Origin of the sequence: Corynebacterium riegelii, from assembly GCF_001263755.1 — a bacterium.
In the GTDB taxonomy this organism is placed as follows: Bacteria; Actinomycetota; Actinomycetes; order Mycobacteriales; family Mycobacteriaceae; genus Corynebacterium; species Corynebacterium riegelii.
Genome location: NZ_CP012342.1, coordinates 367,736 through 384,860 on the forward strand (window position 1 = coordinate 367,736; position 17,125 = coordinate 384,860).

17 protein-coding genes are annotated in these 17,125 nt (G+C 61.3%); 10 read left to right on the forward strand and 7 right to left on the reverse strand.

The window, feature by feature from the left end; translation table 11 throughout:
- Window positions 1-23 precede the first annotated feature (23 nt).
- From AK829_RS01730 to AK829_RS01740, 3 genes are read left to right on the forward strand one after another with little or no spacing between them, the layout of a single operon-like run.
- The gene (locus tag AK829_RS01730) at window positions 24-659 is read left to right on the forward strand and encodes an IMPACT family protein (RefSeq protein WP_052203699.1); all 636 of its coding nucleotides are present in this window, start codon (window positions 24-26) and stop codon (window positions 657-659) included.
- A 17-nt stretch (window positions 660-676) separates the two neighbouring features.
- On the forward strand, window positions 677-910 hold the full coding sequence (locus tag AK829_RS01735; RefSeq protein WP_052203701.1) for a hypothetical protein: 234 nt from the start codon (window positions 677-679) through the stop codon (window positions 908-910).
- A 3-nt stretch (window positions 911-913) separates the two neighbouring features.
- The gene (locus tag AK829_RS01740) at window positions 914-1,297 is read left to right on the forward strand and encodes an RNA-binding S4 domain-containing protein (protein ID WP_052203702.1); all 384 of its coding nucleotides are present in this window, start codon (window positions 914-916) and stop codon (window positions 1,295-1,297) included.
- Window positions 1,298-1,306: 9 nt separating this feature from the next.
- Here the strand turns inward: AK829_RS01740 and AK829_RS01745 are convergent, their stop codons facing one another.
- Genes AK829_RS01745 through AK829_RS01770 form a run of 6 tightly spaced genes read right to left on the reverse strand, consistent with a single transcriptional unit; the run spans window position 1,307 to window position 9,632 of the window.
- The gene (locus AK829_RS01745; protein WP_052203704.1) at window positions 1,307-2,317 is read right to left on the reverse strand and encodes a GTP pyrophosphokinase; all 1,011 of its coding nucleotides are present in this window, start codon (window positions 2,315-2,317) and stop codon (window positions 1,307-1,309) included.
- Between the two features lie 2 nt (window positions 2,318-2,319).
- The gene (gene treY, locus AK829_RS01750) at window positions 2,320-4,821 is read right to left on the reverse strand and encodes a malto-oligosyltrehalose synthase (protein ID WP_052203706.1); all 2,502 of its coding nucleotides are present in this window, start codon (window positions 4,819-4,821) and stop codon (window positions 2,320-2,322) included.
- 32 nt (window positions 4,822-4,853) lie between these two features.
- Entirely contained in the window at window positions 4,854-5,459 is a 606-nt protein-coding gene (locus AK829_RS01755; RefSeq protein ID WP_141738227.1) for a hypothetical protein, read from the reverse strand.
- A 56-nt stretch (window positions 5,460-5,515) separates the two neighbouring features.
- On the reverse strand, window positions 5,516-6,889 hold the full coding sequence (locus AK829_RS01760) for an exonuclease domain-containing protein (protein ID WP_052203710.1): 1,374 nt from the start codon (window positions 6,887-6,889) through the stop codon (window positions 5,516-5,518).
- 7 nt (window positions 6,890-6,896) lie between these two features.
- Window positions 6,897-9,074 (reverse strand): glycogen debranching protein GlgX, encoded by a 2,178-nt coding sequence (gene glgX / locus AK829_RS01765; protein WP_052203712.1) that lies wholly within the window; start codon window positions 9,072-9,074, stop codon window positions 6,897-6,899.
- Between the two features lie 9 nt (window positions 9,075-9,083).
- The gene (locus tag AK829_RS01770; protein ID WP_052203714.1) at window positions 9,084-9,632 is read right to left on the reverse strand and encodes a TetR family transcriptional regulator; all 549 of its coding nucleotides are present in this window, start codon (window positions 9,630-9,632) and stop codon (window positions 9,084-9,086) included.
- Between the two features lie 136 nt (window positions 9,633-9,768).
- Here AK829_RS01770 and AK829_RS01775 point away from each other — a divergent pair, with 136 nt between their 5' ends.
- Together AK829_RS01775 and AK829_RS01780 are read left to right on the forward strand one after the other, a co-directional pair.
- The gene (locus tag AK829_RS01775) at window positions 9,769-10,497 is read left to right on the forward strand and encodes a hypothetical protein (protein ID WP_157045273.1); all 729 of its coding nucleotides are present in this window, start codon (window positions 9,769-9,771) and stop codon (window positions 10,495-10,497) included.
- Entirely contained in the window at window positions 10,476-10,994 is a 519-nt protein-coding gene (locus tag AK829_RS01780) for a hypothetical protein (protein ID WP_157045274.1), read from the forward strand. Before AK829_RS01775 ends, AK829_RS01780 begins: the two co-directional genes overlap by 22 nt.
- Here the strand turns inward: AK829_RS01780 and AK829_RS01785 are convergent.
- Window positions 10,960-11,991, reverse strand: coding sequence for a YbjN domain-containing protein (locus tag AK829_RS01785; protein WP_083439708.1), 1,032 nt, complete (start codon window positions 11,989-11,991; stop codon window positions 10,960-10,962). The genes AK829_RS01780 and AK829_RS01785 overlap by 35 nt on opposite strands.
- Window positions 11,992-12,041: 50 nt before the next feature.
- Here AK829_RS01785 and hisD point away from each other — a divergent pair, with 50 nt between their 5' ends.
- The 5 genes from hisD to hisH all read left to right on the forward strand — a co-directional run bounded on the left by hisD (window position 12,042) and on the right by hisH (window position 17,125).
- A complete protein-coding gene (gene hisD / locus AK829_RS01790) occupies window positions 12,042-13,349 on the forward strand; it encodes a histidinol dehydrogenase (RefSeq protein ID WP_052203722.1) in 1,308 nt (435 codons plus the stop codon).
- Between the two features lie 5 nt (window positions 13,350-13,354).
- Window positions 13,355-14,443 carry a histidinol-phosphate transaminase gene (locus tag AK829_RS01795; RefSeq protein WP_052203724.1) on the forward strand — a complete coding sequence of 363 codons (1,089 nt, stop codon included), beginning with the start codon at window positions 13,355-13,357 and terminating at the stop codon, window positions 14,441-14,443.
- Window positions 14,436-15,056: an imidazoleglycerol-phosphate dehydratase HisB gene (gene hisB / locus AK829_RS01800; RefSeq protein ID WP_052203726.1), complete on the forward strand. Its 621-nt coding sequence runs from the start codon at window positions 14,436-14,438 to the stop codon at window positions 15,054-15,056. The genes AK829_RS01795 and hisB overlap by 8 nt, the downstream gene beginning before the upstream one ends.
- A 162-nt stretch (window positions 15,057-15,218) precedes the next feature.
- The gene (locus AK829_RS01805) at window positions 15,219-16,442 is read left to right on the forward strand and encodes an MFS transporter (RefSeq protein WP_232305764.1); all 1,224 of its coding nucleotides are present in this window, start codon (window positions 15,219-15,221) and stop codon (window positions 16,440-16,442) included.
- Window positions 16,443-16,477: 35 nt separating this feature from the next.
- A complete protein-coding gene (gene hisH / locus AK829_RS01810; RefSeq protein ID WP_052203728.1) occupies window positions 16,478-17,125 on the forward strand; it encodes an imidazole glycerol phosphate synthase subunit HisH in 648 nt (215 codons plus the stop codon).

Consider the following 17,125-nt stretch of genomic DNA (forward strand, 5'->3'; position numbering starts at 1 on the left):
CCCACCGTACTAGTCTGAAAGCAATGCTCACTTCCTATCAACGCCCCGCCGCCCAGCTTGTCACCCATGAGCTGGAGATCAAGCGCTCCCGTTTTATCACCTGGGTGGACCGCGCGACCACCGAAGAAGAGGCGCGCGACTTGATCCACCGGGCGCGCGAAGCGTTCCCGGATGCACGGCACCACTGCTCCGCATTCATCGTGCACGTGGACGGCGCGCTGCCGATCGAGCGCTCCTCTGATGACGGGGAGCCCTCAGGTACCGCCGGCAAACCCATGCTGGAGGTACTCAAAGGCTCCGACATGCTGGACGTGGCGGCCGTGGTGATCCGTTACTTCGGCGGCATCAAACTTGGCACAGGCGGTCTGGTCAGCGCCTATACCGACGCGGTGAGTGAGGCGCTGGCAAAAACCACTCGCGTTACCCGCGCGATGAAAGACCTGGTTACCGTTGACCTGCCGCACGCGGACGCCGGGCGTATTGAAGCGGAACTACGTGTGCGCGGCGTGGACGTGATCGGTGTGGAATACGGCAGGCTTGCCCGCTACACCCTGGCCTACGAACCAGGGGAGCGCGAGGTGATCGACGCCCACATTGCCGCACTCACCCAAGGCAACGCCACGACGCGCTCCGGCGGGCACCAATGGGTGGAACGCTAAGAGGTACAATCACCGCCATGACGCTGCAGCCACGACCGAACAACCCCATCGAAGCACGCAAGCAAGCCGTGCGTACCTACTCCCGCAACGCAGTCCTCTGGGCCGGCGGCGGTGTCGCAGGCGGCATTGTGCTTGGCCTGCTTGCAGGAAGCTGGACCGTGCTTGTGCTCGGCTTCGTCGTTGCCGTTGTTGGCGGCTACGTGAACTGGAACAAGGTCCAGCAGATTGTTAACACAAAGGATCACTACTAAGCAGTGACTCAGCCTGCAAGCTCCGCCGTGCGTATCGACGTCTGGCTGTGGGCCGTACGCATCTTCAAAACCCGCAGCCAAGCAGCCGAGGCTGTGCGCGCCGGGCACGTGAAACTCAACGGGGAGGCGGTGAAAGCCGCAGCACAAGTAGTGCCGGGCGATCACGTGCGCGTGTGGAAAGACCACCGCTACATGGAGTTCGACGTCACCGCCACCGTGCGAAAACGCGTCGGCGCCCCGATTGCGCGCCAATGCTACGTGGACGTGTCCCCGCCGCCACCGCCGATGGATATTTTTGCCTCCATGCCGAAGCGCGACCGTGGCGCGGGGAGGCCAACCAAGAAGGAACGCCGCGAAACCGACAGGCTGCTTGGCCGCGGACGCTAACTGTGGCCGCTAGCTGCGCAGCTTGGCCAGACGTCGTGTCAGTCGAAGCTTGCGCTCCCGCGGGCGGTTGCCAGCATCCCACGTGCGCTCGATGTGCTCGGTACCGAAGCGGTTGAGCAACACGTCATCCACAATGCGCACCTGGCCCGGGGTAAACGGGCTTTTGATGGAGTGCAAGACCGCCTCAACGTCAGCGGGGTTGAGCAGCTCCGCCAGCTGGTCAGCACGCTCAATACCGTGGGTGCGCAGTAGCTCATTGAGGAAGCGGTACGTGTTGGCGCGCGAGAGCGGGTACTGCGAGCCCAGGTAGATCGTGAGAATTCCGGGCAGGGTTTCCGGGGTGAGTTCTGCAGTGGTGTCGGATGCATCTGCCGGGGTTGTTTGCTCCTGGTTGCCGGAGATGCTGGCGATCTGGTCAAACTGCTGATCAGCCAGCTCAATAAGCCCCGCAGCAAGGGTAAAGGCGCGGTCCACCTGTGGATCCGTGCGTGCCTCCGCCGCGCGCTTGTAGCGAATGTCATGCTCAAACTCCGCCCAAGCGTGCTGCAGCACGGTGCGGATCTGAACCTCAAAGACGGTGCCGATGTAATCCTCAAGGCCTTCCGAGGCTTCCGTAACGCGCACCTGCAGGTGGTGCGAACCGTAGCCGAAGCCGCCAGAGACGCGCGTTTCCTCCGCCTTGTTTACGCTGCGTAATACCTCAAACTGGTCGGCCAACAGGCGCTGCACAGCCGGGATCTCAGTTGAGTGCAGGACTGTCACGCGCGCCCCGATGATGTCCTTGATGTCATTCCACGGGTCCGGGTAGACAAACTCGCCCTTGTCGTTTTTCTTGCGGGCTTTTTCTTTGAGCGACGGCCACGTTTTCACCCGCACGTCCACCCGGTCAAAGGTGATGCCGGCATCAGACATGAGCTCATGCAGCGCGTCGCGAAAGTGGGTGGCAATCTCCGGGTTGGCCTTGACCCACTCCGCGTATGTGGAGCCGAGCCGGGCAATGGTGTTGTCTTGTTTAGGCACGGCTATACACGTCCCGTCTGGGTGAGCTGGGAAGAAACCAACAGGGCAGTAGGCAAGACTTCAAACAGGTCTGCAACGTCCGTGCAGCCCGTATAGACCTTGCCGGTGAAACGATCCGTCCACTCGCCTTCGGGCAGCCGAACCGTGGTATTACCCCAGCCGCCGCGAGCCTCAAGGCCAAGCGGGGTGCGGGTGGCAAGGGCGATGACACTTGGGCCAGCGGCGTCCCCACGCGCAAGGCCGATCAGGCAATCGTGGGCCTCACCGACTGCAAAAACTGCCTGGTGGTCACCTGCCGTAAACAGCGCCGGGTACTCCAGTCGCAGGTGCAGGCCTTCGGTGGTGGTGAGCAATTTCGCGCGGTCGGCACCTTCGGGGCTGGTCACATCACCGATAAACGCTGCTGCATCAAAGTCATCGTCTGCGCGGGCTTCGCGGTAGCTAGCCAGTATGTGCGCCCGTTCGCTGTAATCCACAAACCGCCTGTTATCCGGATCAACCAGGGAGTAGTCGAAGAGCTCCTGGCCCTGGTACGTATCGGCCACGCCGGCGCCTGCTAGCTGCAGCGCCTTGCGGCCAAGCGAGACCACCACACCACCGCGGTGGAGATCGCGAGCAACGCGTGCGATGTCTGCAGTCGCAGGACCATCAATCAGCGCATCGATCCAGGCGACGATGGCGCTCTCATAATCATCCTCACGATCCAGCCAGGTGGTGTTGACCCCGGCCTCACGTATCGCCTTCAGTGCGTACTCATGCAGACGTGAGCGCAAGGAATCGCTGAAGTTGCCGTCTGCCGGCCAGATGCCCAACACGTTCTGCAGCAAGAAATGACCGGTGAACGTATCCGGCGGGGGCACCAGCGCAAACACGCTTCGGGTGAGCTCGCCAAAGGCTGCGTCAACCTCGGAAATCTCCAGCATGCGGGCGCGGGTGTCCTCGCTGCGTTTGGTGTCGTGCGTGGTCAGCGAGGTCATCGCCTTCGGCCACAAGTGTGCGCGCTCCTGCTGCAGCAGGTGGAACTCCGCCGCGCTCACCCCGAAACGCCCCGGTGCGCCGCCGACCTCTTGGAGGGCTACAAGGCGGCTTGCGCGGTAGTACAAGGTGTCTTCCACGCCCTTGGCCATCACGGCGCCGCTGACTTGGGCGAAGCGGGTTTCTGCCTCACCTCTGGCCAGCATGGCGGCAGAGATCAAGTTCAGTGCGTCCACGCGGTCAGGCTGGGCTACAGCCATCTCTGCGATCACGGTGGACAGGATGCGCGACAAGGAGCGGTAGTCCGCGCGGTAGACAGGGATGGCGGACATCAGTTCCACCACGGTGTCTATGAGGTCCTCGTCGCTGACGTCATTGCCGGCGGTGGAGAAGTTGTCACGGCGGATCGCGCGCGCCAGCCTGCGTACCTCTGCGGCAAGCTCGTAGGTGGCCACCCTGCGCTTGAGTTGTGGCTCCGCGGCGTGCAGGGCTGCCTCATCCCACGTGGACCCGGTGTGCTGCATGGCCAAGACGGAAAGTGCGTCCTCGGCGGACTGGTTCACAAACACGCCGTCGAGCTCACGCATGGCGTCATAACCCGTGGTGCCGTCCACCTGCAGACGGGGATCTAGCGGTTCGGTGACCTCCAGGATTTTCTCCACCACCAGCCAGCGGTCCGGGCCGATCAAATCACGCAGGCGGGTGAGGTAATCAAAGGGATCTGCAAGACCATCCGGGTGGTCCACGCGCACGCCGTCGATGAGGTCTTCCGCGATCAGCTGGCGAAGTAAACGGTGCGTGCGCTCAAAGACCAGCGGGTCCTCCTGGCGCACACCCGCCAGTCCGTTGACGGAAAAGAAGCGGCGGTACGAGATCACGCCGTCGCGCCAGTACATGAGTTTGTAGGGTTGGCGCTGGTAGACGTCCAACACATCGTCGTCAAGCGAAGCAAAGCTCCCTGGCATAACGGGGAAGTAGGAGTCGAAGTACTTCAGCACCACCTCGCCATCGGGCGCGGCACCTTCGGGAAACGCCTCGGCGGGCAGGTGGACCAGCTCAAGCTTGTCCTCATCGCCCTCCTTGGCCAGAACCGGCATGCCCATCTTGCCGCCGGCGCCGTTGTCCTCATGCCAATCAATGTCGAAGTAGCACTCAAACTCAGAATCCCGGCCGTGCTTCAGCACATCCCAGAACCACCGGTTCATCCTCGGGTTTTCCACACCCAGGTGGTTCGGCACGATGTCCAGGATCAGGCCAAGGCCGCTCTCGTGGGCGACGCGAGCTAACTCACGTAACCCCTCAATGCCACCGAGCTCCGGGTTGATCGTGGTGGGGTCAACCACGTCGTAGTTGTGGTTGGAGTCGGGCACCGCGGTGAAAATGGGGGACAGGTAGAGGTGCGACACTCCAAGGTCACGAAGATATGGCACCTCACGGGCGGCTTCGGCAAAACCAAACGCCCTGCCATCCGGGTCCGCATGGGGACCACGAAGCTGCAAACGGTACGTAGAAGTAATAGGCCGGCGCATGCAGACAACCCTAGCGCCGCACAGCCCATCGGCTACGCCAACGAAACGCGAGTGCGGGCAAGCAGCGGAAACCCGAGCGAGAATAACAGCACACCCTCGTGCCCCAAGGCGCGAGCGACATCAAATTGATCCGCATCAAAGACAAACAGCTCACGCTGATCTCGTGAGAAGAACACCAGATCCCGCGTTGGGCTCAATACCGAAGAAAAGTGCGCGTGCAACATGCCAAACGTCAACGGGTGCGCACACCAGGCAGCCGCGGTGTGCAGATCACCGCGGACCTCCACGCCGCGCGGAGCATGCGCACCAAGCGTGACGGACGCAGGGCGGGAGAAAAACTGCACACCGGAAGCCGTAATCGCCGTTGCCCGCAACGACTGGGCCGCAGCATTCCACGCCTGGTGCGGGCTGAAACCCAGCTCACCGACCTCCTGGTGGGTGAGTACATCACCATTGGGCCCCTCGAAGGCGCACACCAGGCCAGGCGACAGGCTCACAAACGCGGTCGACGCGCCAAAGCCGGGCGTCATCCACGCCTTGGCGCTACTTGTCTCATGCGGGTCGCGCCGGGCAAGCCGGGGAAAGAGTTGGTGGTTGATAGGGGATACGGAACGGTGGCCTAAAAGTGTTGTCTGCATATGTATTAGACCGCGAAACACCCGCCCCGGTTCCCTTACGCCGGGAAAAACTTTTGCTACTCGTCGTAACCAAGCGCCTCCAAGAGCTGAGCCGCAGTCCAGATTTGGATCTCCTGGCCCTTTTCCTGCAGCTCACGGGCACGCTTTTCCTTCGACGTCATCGTCGCCCACTCGCCAGCAACCAAGATCGTGGTCTTCTTGGTTACGTTCTTGCCCACCTGGCCGCCGTGCGCGGCGATGCCGGCCCACAACTCACCCTTGTCAAAGGGCTCGAAGTCACCCGTCAGGGTGACGTTCTCCCCATAGAGCGGGGAGTTCGGGTCCGCCTTCGCATCCGGCTCCGGGATCGTATCCGGGGTAGCCACCGCATCCCACGGAGCAGGCCGGCGCTTACGCTTCGGGGCATCATCCACATTCTGGTTGTTGCCCTCAGGCTCAACTACAGCATCCACCACCGCGGCCATCGAACCTTCCTCGGCAGCCTTAGCCTGAAGCGCCCTCGTTGCCCCAGAGCGGTCCCTGAGCACCGGGGTCACCCGGTCCTGATCAATCGAACCCAACGCAAACCCAGCGCCGTGGACAAAGCCCATGAGACTGCCCTCGTATCCAGCACCCCGGGCAAGCCCGTTCAGAATGCCCGCGCAGGCGGCGGCGTCAGCTGCCGCGTCGTGGTGATTATCCAGCGCAACGTTGAAATGCTCTGCCAGGGTTGGCAGGCGGTGGTTTTGCACATCAAGCTTGGTGGCGCGCGCAAGCGCCAGCGTGCAGGCAAACATCACCCGCGGCACCGGCACATCCGAGGCCAAGCAGGCGTAGCGCAGCGCCGAGGCGTCAAACTGGGCGTTGTGCGCCACCATGGGAAGCTCCCCAATAAACGCGGCGACATCTTCCATCATGTCCCCAACAGCCGGGCAGTCAGCGACATCTTCAGCCGTAATGCCGTGGATGGACACGTTGAACGGGTCAAACGTGTCAAGGCCTTTGGGCGGGCAGCACTTCCACGACACGCGGTCAACTTCCTCACCGTCAATGACCTTCACCATGCCGATCTGGCAGATGGAACCCCATTGCTGGTTCGCGGTTTCCACATCCAGGGCCACAAAACTTAGGCCCGGGATGCCAGCTGCGCCATCAACTGCCGCAGCCTCTGGCGCCTCGCCGCGACGAGCGGCCTCAATCAGCGCAACCAAAGCCTTCGGGCCGTCAGGCTCGGTGGGGTAGAAGTGAAGGGTCAGCGCGCCGCTACCAAGCAAAAGCTCCAAAGAGCTAGGCGACCACGCATCGCCTTCAAACGCGGTCATGCCCGTGATCTCTGCAAGCGGGATCACACGATCCGCGGAGTTACCGCGCAGGGACGCTTCAAGCACTGTCGGCGAAATCACCACCTCACGGTTAGTTACCGTCACCCGAGCACCGTGGACTGCAAACATGTTGTATCTACCTCACCGGGGATTCGACCTGTTTAAGCACCAGCGTGGCACGCGCCGGAACCACTACCGTATCGCCTGCCGCAACCACCGTTTTCTCCTCGGGGTATCCAAGCGGCTCAGTGGTATCAATCAACATCTCCCACTTGGCGCCGAACTGCTGCGGCGGCACCGTGAACTCAATGTCCTCAAAGTGGGCATTAAACAGCAGGGCAAACGAATCATCGTTGACCTTGCGGCCGCGACGATCCGCCTCAGTAATGGCATCACCGTTGAGGTAGACCATCAGCGCCTTGCCAAATGCGAAGTCCCAGTCGCTTTGCTCCATCAGCTGACCATCCGGGGTCAGCCAGGCAATCTCACGATCCGGCACGTCCTCGCCCAAGGCGCCACCGCTGAGGAAGCGGCGACGGCGAAACACCGGGTGGGCCTTACGGATGGCAATGAGGCGTTTGGTGAAATCGTGCAGCTCCTTGGATTCCTCCAGCAGCTCCCAGTTCATCCACGCAATCTCATTGTCCTGGCAGTAGACGTTGTTGTTGCCGTTCTGAGTGCGCGCGAACTCATCGCCGTGCGCAATCATCGGTGTGCCTTGGGATAACAGCAGCGTGGTTAGGAAATTGCGGCGCTGCTGTGCACGCAGCTGCAGCACCTCCGGGTCATCCGTGGGGCCCTCAACACCACAGTTCCAGGAGCGGTTGTGGCTTTCACCATCACGGTTGTCCTCACCGTTGGCCGCGTTGTGCTTCTCGTTGTAGCTGACCAAGTCATTGAGCGTGAAGCCGTCGTGTGCGGTGATGAAGTTAATGGAGTGCGTTGGGCGGCGCCCGTTGTGCTGGTACAGGTCAGACGAACCAGTCAGGCGGGAAGCGAACTCGCCCAACGTGGATGCCTCACCGCGCCAGAAGTCACGCATAGTGTCGCGGTATTTGCCGTTCCACTCGCTCCACAACGCGGGGAAGTTGCCAACCTGGTAGCCGTTTTCACCCACATCCCAGGGTTCTGCGATCAGCTTGACCTGGCTGACAATCGGATCCTGCTGCACAAGGTCAAAAAACGTGGCTAGGCGGTCCACGTCAGAAAACTCACGCGCCAGGGTGGAAGCCAGGTCAAAGCGGAACCCGTCCACGTGCATCTCAGTGACCCAGTAGCGCAGCGAATCCATGATCAGCTGCAGCGAGTGCGGGTCGCGCACATTCAGCGAGTTACCGGTGCCGGTGTAGTCCATGTAGTGGAAGCGATCCCCGTCCACCAGGCGGTAGTAGGCCTCATTATCAATGCCGCGAAACGCGATGGTCGGGCCCATGTGGTTGCCCTCAGCGGTGTGGTTGTACACCACATCCAGGATCACCTCAATGCCCGCCTCGTGGTAGGCACGCACCATCTGCTTGAACTCAGCTACCGCATCGCCCGGCTTGTCGGAGGAGGCGTAATGGTTTTCAGGCGCGAAGAAGCCAAACGTGTTGTAGCCCCAGTAGTTGCGCAGTCCCAGGTCGCGCAAGCGATCGTCCTGAAGAAACTGGTGCACTGGCAGCAACTCGATGGCGGTTACGCCAAGGTCCGTGAGGTATTCCACCATCGCCGGGTGTGCCATGCCGGCATAGGTGCCGCGCAGGTTTTCCGGAATCTCCGGGTGCAGCTGTGTCATGCCCTTGACATGGCACTCATAAATCACGCTTTCCTCATCCGGGATGTTGGGGGAGCGGTCATCGCCCCAATCAAAAAATGGGTTGATCACCACAGAAAGCATGGTGTGGCCGAGCGAGTCTTCCTCGTTGCGGCCAGTGCCCGGGTTGTCTGCGTGTACGTCGTAGGAAAACAGGGCGGAGTGCTGGTCAAACTCCCCGTCAAACGCGCGCGCATACGGGTCGACCAACAGCTTGTTCGGGTCGCAGCGTTTGCCGTTTTCCGGGTCCCATGGGCCGTGGACGCGGTAGCCGTAGCGCTGGCCCGGGGAAACGCCGGGGAGATAGGCGTGCCAGACGTGGTTATCTACCTCTTCCAGCGGGACCCGGGTTTCCTGCATGTCCTGGTCAATCAGACAAAGCTCAACCTTGGTGGCAACACTGGAGAAAAGTGCAAAGTTGGTGCCCGCCCCGTCATACGTCGAGCCCAGCGGGTACGCGGACCCTGGCCAGGTCTCCGGTGTCTCGGGGGTGCCGGAGGGCTGGTTGATGGTTTCAGTCATGTCGGTCGATCATACGCGCGGCGTACACAAGCCGTTGAGCAGCAGTCGAACAGCCGTTGCATGATCGTGCTCGCTGCGTGTGGCTGACTCACCCGTTAGCTGTGCAAGCTGGGCCCCTGCCTGTTCCACGGCGGCTGCCCCCAGAGTCATGTGCAGCAGTCCGCTCGCTGCAGCGCGCTTGTTGCTTATCGACGCCACGTTGCCCACCCTCGCCTCAACCACCTCTTCAAAGCGCTGTGTCAGTGCTGTGCCAAGGGACGCATGCGGGTAACCGAGGGCAGTGACAACAACCTCAGCACCGTCCCGAATATCCAGCGCGCATGAATAAAGTAGGGCGCACAATGCTTCAGGATCGTCCGTTCCGGGGGCCAAAACTGGGGCAACAATCGCTTCTGCCAAGGATGCGATGAGCGCCTGTTTGTTGGCAATGTGCCAGTACAACGCGCCAGGGGCGACGCCGAGAGAGGTGGCAACGCGGCGCATGGTGACATCCGCCAGCCCGTATTGGCGCAGAATGTCAAGCGCCGCCTCGGTGATTGATGCGCCGGTGAGTTGCATAGTTGTCCACTGTACTCACAGAAAGGATTCAGAGGGCTTACAAGGCTGTTGGACAATAAGCCCAGCTTGACGCTGTTAGAATAGTCCGAAGTATTTTCAACTGGATGTAGTCCAAATTTGAGGAGAGATTAGTTCCGTGACGCTTCCCTTTGCTTCGAAGAAGTCTGTCGCAGTGGCCGCCGCAGCAGTCGTAATGTCCTGCACGCTCACCGCGTGCGGCTCTGATTCTGAAACCACCGCTGGTGGCGGTCTTTCCACTGCGGCGACTGCGCAGGGCGCTGCCAATGAGGCGGGGGAGAACACTGTCGCTGAAGAACCTTCCGCCGAAGGCGGAGAGTCGAAGGCGTCTGAGTCGAAGCCGACCACCAGCGCGGAGAAGAAGAACAACGGGGGAGAGAAGAAGGACGAAGGCAGGCAGGAAGATCAGGCGATTCCAACCCTGATCAACCCGCTTGAGGACGGGCTGGAGTCACCAGAATTTGAACCGCTGGCAGGTGGCCGTGAGGGCACCGAGGCGGAGCGCAAGGAAATGGAAGAGGTTGTGACCAAGATCAGCAACCCTGAGTCCTTTGCCAAGTGGACTCGCGTGATCTTGGACAACTCTTGCGCTGACGTTCGTGAGCCTGCGATGGAGCAGTTTGAAAGCCAGGGTCTGACGCTTGAGATGGTTGAGCAGATCATGGAGCAGCAGGAAGCCCAGGGCGGCGCCTTTGATATTCCGCGCTCTGAAATCACCGTCTCTGACGTCCGCGTCGATGGTGACCGCGCTTCCGCCACCGTGCACAGCAAGTCCAACGCCGGTGAGAATGAGAGCGTGCAGCTCTTTGCTAAGGAAGACGGCAAGTGGAAGGTGTGCAAGAACTAAGCAAGCCGCAGCGCCGCAGTAGCAGCAGTATGCCGCGTATTTCCCCAGCCATTGGTAGTGCCGCCGGGCTGTTGCTTGCCGGGCTGGGGTTTGGCATTGTCGGTGGGGTGGCGTGGGGGCTGCTGCGCCCCGCCTTGGTGATTGACGCTTCGGGGGTGGTTGATCAGGTTGCCAGTGATCCGAACGCTTTCTTTGGCACGGTTGGCTGGCTCAGCGTCATCACCGCCGTCATTGGCGTATTGCTGTCTACGCTTGCGTGGCACCAGCACAAACGCGTCGGCTACCTGGTGTGGCTGATCGTAGTTGCCGTGGCGGCGACGTTTGCGGTGATCGCGGTGGGTGACGTGATGTCCATGATGCTGCATCGCAGTGATGCCACCCGTATTGCGCCGCCGCTGACTACGCCTGCGGTGTGGGTTGTCGCGCCGACTGTTGCGGCAATCATCTACTGGCTGCGCAACGTTATTGCGTACTTGGCGGCCACTGAACATGCGTAGCCCCAGAAATAATCACGCTCGCACGATCGATTGCGCCCAGGCAGGACAGGATTGCGGTGATGACAAAGTTGTCGCGCTGCTGATCACTTAAGCCATCCTCTATAAGCAACGATGCCTCAGCTTGCACGTGGAGCGTGTCTAAATCTTCGTGCAGGTACACGCTGATGCCCAATGCTCGCTCGGCGACATCGTTGCAGGCAAGCCACGTGCTGAAGAAGTCAGAATCCTCACTCAGCCCGGTATCCCACATGGACGCCACGCGGATGTGTGTGCCCGCGTCCACCATCAGCGCAAATGTCACCCCGTTCACCCCGGTTGCGATCACTCCGTCGGTCACCGCATAAGAAAAATCAAGCGCCTCCAGCGATTCTTTGAGCGCCACCAAGTCCACAGGCTGGGCAAACACGGGTGTGGGGGTGGCGGTGTAGATGTCGGGGGCGTGCAATGGGGCGTCGATAAGCAAAGGCTCCCTGACCAACGCCTGGTGATCCTGCGCACGCATCAGTGCCGGCGGCAAGGGGGTATCAAAACCAATGGGCAAGGTGTGGGCTCGCAGCTGCGTGGAAAACGACTGCAGCTGGCCGTAGTAATGGGCGAGGAAGGTCAGTAACTGCGAATCACTCAGTCCGTAACGGGTGGGGATTGCGCCGCGTAGACGGACCCGGAAATCACCAGCATCTGTGAGCCGGCACGACGCAACCGGCCCCAACTGATCGCGGTTCCACTGGTTACACCACCGGGAAAGGGCAGGTGCAGCCTCAAAAGCTGTAGGAATGCGATCTACCGCATCAACCACCAGCGTCTGCGGCCGCTGATAGGAGATCCACACCGTTATTGTTGCTGCGGGTAGACCGACCACCGCCCGATCGGGGCGAGACAGCGCTTCCAACCCCAGACTGGAAAACGCTTCGGCGACGCGTTCGAGGGTGACTTCTGCCAGCGGCTCATCAATTCGGCCGTCCTCTAATCGCCCTCGCGCTCGCCTATGCCTACCCATGTGGGTGAGTTTAGGCCCGCGGCGCTGCTGACAGGGATAGACTTAGACAAATGCTGCACGTGACCGATCTCCGGGACCAAACTCCAACTACTTCTCAGCTGCGCCGCCTCATGCCGCGCGGTGGCGTTGATGTTGCCTCTGTGCTGCCAACGGTGGCGCCGATTGTTGAGGCCGTTCGTGAAGAAGGCGCTGAGCGCGCGCTTGCCTATGGCGAGCAGTTTGACCATGTGCGCCCAACATCCGTGCGGGTGCCGGCCGATGTCATCGACGCGGCCGAGGCTGGTCTGACGCCTGAGCTGCGCGCCGCCTTGAAGGAAGCGATCGGGCGCATTCGCAAGGTACACGCGGAGCAAAAGCCTGCCGCGCACACCACCACGCTGGCAGATGGTGCGACGGTGACGGAGACGTTCCTGCCGGTTGCACGTGTGGGCCTGTACGTGCCGGGTGGCAAGGCGGTCTATCCATCCAGCGTGTTGATGAACGTGATCCCTGCCCAGGAAGCCGGCGCGGAGTCCATGGTGGTGTGCACCCCGCCGCAGGCAGACTTTGGTGGTTGGCCGCATCCGACGATCCTGGCTGCCTGCAAGCTGCTGGGCGTAGACGAGGTCTGGGCAGTCGGCGGCGCGCAGGCGGTGGCCCTGATGGCCTATGGCGATGACGCATATGAGCTTGAGCCGGTAGACATGATTACCGGCCCGGGCAACATCTTTGTTGCGGCGGCCAAGCGCCTGGTCAATGGCGTTGTTGGTATTGATGCCGAGGCTGGCCCGAGTGAGATCGCGGTGCTTGCAGACGCTGGTGCGAACTCCACCTACGTCGCCTTAGACCTGATTTCGCAGGCTGAGCACGACGAGAACGCTGCGAGCGTGCTGATCACGGATTCCGAAACCTTTGCGCAAGAAGTTGTGGACAAGGTGGAACGCTTCAGCGCACAGACCCTCAACGCGGATCGCGCGGCCTCCGCACTTGGGGGCAAGCAGTCTGGTGTGGTGCTGGTGCGTGACATGGAGCAGGGCATTGCCGTAGCCAACGCGTACGCCGCTGAGCACCTGGAGATCCACACCGCAAACGCACGTGAGGTGGCGCAGCGCATCACCAACGCAGGCGCAATCTTCATCGGCCCCTACTCGCCAGTACCGCTGGGCGACTATGCTGCAGGCTCCAACCACGTCCTGCCAACCTCTGGTACCGCACGCTTCAACGCTGGGTTGAGCACGCACACATTCTTGCGCCCAGTCAACCTGATTGAGTACGACAAGGCAGCCATGCAGGACATTGGCCACCACATCATTGCGCTGGCCAAAGACGAGCAGCTGCCCGCACACGGCGAAGCAATCGCCGCAAGGATGGAGGACTAAAACACATGGCGTCTCTAGACAAGCTCCCGCTGCGCGAGGAGCTGCGTGGCAAACATGCCTACGGCGCACCGCAACTGGATGTTGCCGTAGCCCTCAACACCAACGAGAACCCCTACCCGCCATCAGATGCGCTGATTGCGGATCTGGTTGCAGAGGTACAAAAGGTGGCACGTGGGCTCAACCGCTACCCGGAGCGCGACGCGGTCGTGCTGCGCGACGCACTAGCGGCATACGTGACCACGCAGACCGGGGTAGCAGTTACCCGCGAGCACGTTTGGGCAGCAAACGGCTCCAACGAGGTGCTCCAGCAACTTCTGCAAGCCTTCGGCGGACCGGGCCGCAGCGCCATGGGCTTTGTTCCCAGCTACTCCATGCACCCAATCCTGTGCGCTGGCACCCAGACGGAATTTATCGGCGTGCCTCGTGGTGAAGACTTCCGCATTGACATGGATGGGGCCCTTGCCGCAATCGCTGAACACCAGCCGGACGTTGTCTTTGTCACCACCCCGAACAACCCGACCGGTGACGTCACGGATATCGCAGACATCGAGCGCATCATCCAGGCCGCGCCGGGCATTGTGATTGTGGACGAAGCGTATGCAGAGTTTTCGCCTTCCCCATCCGCGTGTACGCTGCTGGCTGCGTACCCGGAGAAGCTTGTAGTCAGCCGCACGATGAGCAAGGCGTTCGACTTTGCTGGTGGCCGTCTGGGCTACTTCGTGGCGGACCCCGCATTTGTGGAGGCCGTGATGCTGGTGCGTTTGCCCTACCACCTCTCGGTGCTGTCCCAGGCTGCGGCGACGGTGGCGCTGAAGCATGCCGACGACACGTTGGCAACAGTGGAGAAGCTGTCGCGTGAGCGCGAGCGAGTGCAGGCGGAGCTTCTTGCTATGGGCTATGACGTGGTGCCGAGCGAGTCGAACTTCGTTTTCTTCGGCCACTTCGAGGACGCTGCTTCTGCGTGGCAGCAGTTCTTGGACCGCGGGGTGCTGATTCGAGACGTTGGTGTGCCGCACCGTCTGCGTGTCACCATTGGTCTGGACACGGAAAATGACGCATTTTTGCAGGCAGCGAAGGAGATTATCAATGGCTGATGGGGGAGTGAACGCGCCGCGTATCGGGCGCGCAACGCGTACGACAAGTGAGTCGGACATCACGGTAGAGATCAACCTGGACGGCACCGGCAAGTGCAATGTAGATACCGGTCTGCCGTTTTTTGACCATATGTTGAACGCCTTTGGCACCCACGGCGCGTTTGACTTGACCGTGACTGCGAAGGGTGACACCCACATTGACGCGCACCACACAGTGGAAGACACCGCCATTGTGCTGGGCCGCGCGCTTGCAGAGGCGATTGGGAACAAGGCAGGCATTCGCCGCTTCGGCTCGATGCTGCTTCCTATGGACGAAACGCTGGTCGAGGCAGTCGTGGATTTCTCCGGCAGGCCCTACTTTGTCATGAATGGTGAGCCGGAAAACATGGACTGGCAGATCATCGGCGGCCACTATGCCACCGTGATCAACCGGCACTTTTTTGAAACGCTGGCGTTGAACTCCGCGGTCACCCTGCATGTAAACGTGCGCTACGGTCGGGACCCCCACCACATCACGGAAGCTGAGTACAAAGCGGTGGCCCGCGCTATCCGTCAGGCGGCCGAAGCGGACCCGAAGATTAGCGGTATCCCTTCCACAAAAGGTGCCCTCTAGGGCCCACCTCTAGAATCCAACATGTAACTGAAAAGCGAACAACCAGAAGGGCAACCAGAAGGGAGCGGGGTAGTGGCGTTGATGGGCGCTTTCGCAAGGGCGCGCAGGCCGTTAACACCAGAGGAAGTAAGTGGTGTGACATCGGTGTGGCGAGCCCGAGGCATGCTAGCCGTCCTGGTTGCCGTCGCCGCTGCCTTTGGCGCGTGGTCGCTGCTGCTGCCCGTCGTTCCCACGGCAGTACTTGATGCTGGTGGGGCGGAATCGCTGGCGGGGTTGAGTACCGGCGTGTTCATGCTCTTTACCGTGATCACGCAGATCTTCACACCATGGCTGTTGCGGAAGTTTGGGTTCCGCGTGGTCATGGTGGTTTCCGCCTTCCTGCTTGGCGGCCCAGCGTTTGGCTACATGCTGGGCATGGAGCCCGGCGTGTTGCTGACAGTCAGTGCAATCCGTGGTGTCGGCTTCGGCGCACTGTCTGTGGCAGAGGCTGCGATTATTGCAGAGCTTGTGCCACTGCGCTTGCTTGGGCGTGCGACGGGAACGTTGGGGCTGTTCGTCGGGGCGTCGCAAATGGTAGCTCTGCCGCTGGGCCTGGGGCTGGTGGACGTGGTTGGCTACAACGGTGTGTTTGCCATCGGGGCCTCCGTTGGTTTGGTTGCACTGTTTTCTGCAGTACTGATCCCAACCATTCCGCCGAGTGTGGAAGAACACATCACCCCCAACGTGATCCGCGTGCCAACCTGGCACCTCGTGCTGGTGCCTGCCCTGGCGCTGATGTTTATCACCACCGCCTACGGCGCGATTACAAACTTCCTGCCAGCTGCAATGCGTGATCTGGACGCCGCCCGCGGCGCAGCTCTTGGCGGAGTAATGCTGGGTCTGCTCAATCTGGCGGCGATGGGCTCCCGCTACTACGCCGGACGAGTCACGGACCGTACCGGCCAACCCGGCAGTGTGCTCATCCCGTTCCAGGTTTGTGCCGCACTTGGCGTGTTTATGACCGCGGTGATCTTGGTCATGGGTCTGCCAGTGTGGACGGTGGCGTTCGCGGTGATCTTCTACGGCCTTGGCTTCGGTGCCGCCCAGAATGAGGCATTGACCATGATGTTCTACCGTCTGCCGCGCTCCAAGGCATCCCAAGCGTCTGCCATCTGGAATATCTCCTTTGACAGCGGTACAGGCATTGGCTCCACCGTCTACGGCATGATGCTGGTGGGCATGAGCTTTGCACCGATGTTTGGCATCGCTGCAGGGGTGATCCTGGTGGGCCTCGCTGTGACCCTGCTGGATAGGCAGCTGGGCCGCTACCGTGTGGTGGAAGTGAACAACCTTGCGGTTCGCCTCAAATCCGTACAGGTACCGAGGCGCAGAAGGCCGAAGCGTTAAGGCTGTGTTGGGCCGACGCGCTAAAATCAACGCCCATGTCTGCACACCAACCCACCGTGGCGCTTCTAGATTATGGCGCCGGAAACCTGCGTTCCGCCCAGCGTGCCCTTGAACACGTCGGCGCACGCGTCAACGTCACCCGCGACCCCAAAGAGGCAGTCGAGGCCACGGGCCTTGTCGTACCAGGCGTTGGTGCGTTCGCGGCCTGTATGCAGGGACTGAACGCGGTAGGTGGGCCGCGCATTGTTGGCCAGCGCCTGGCAGGTTCGCGCCCAGTGTTGGGTATCTGCGTTGGCATGCAGGTCATGTTTGAAACAGGTGTGGAACACGGGGTTGAGGCGAAAGGCCTGGGGGAGTGGCCTGGCAGCGTGGATAAGCTTGAGGCCCCAGTGCTGCCTCACATGGGGTGGAACACTGTGGAGCAGCCCGAGGACACCGCCATGTTTGCTGGCATTGACCCAGATGCGCGCTTCTACTTCGTGCACTCGTATGCCGCGCAGGAATTCCCACTACAAGAAGACGACTTCATTGCATACCCCAAGGTGGCGTGGGCGCAGCACGCCCAGTCCCGGTTTGTGGCAGCTGTGGAAAACGGCCCGTTGTGGGCAACCCAGTTCCACCCGGAAAAGTCTGGGGATGCGGGCCTTGCGCTACTGCGCAACTGGGTGAAACAGCTGAGTTAG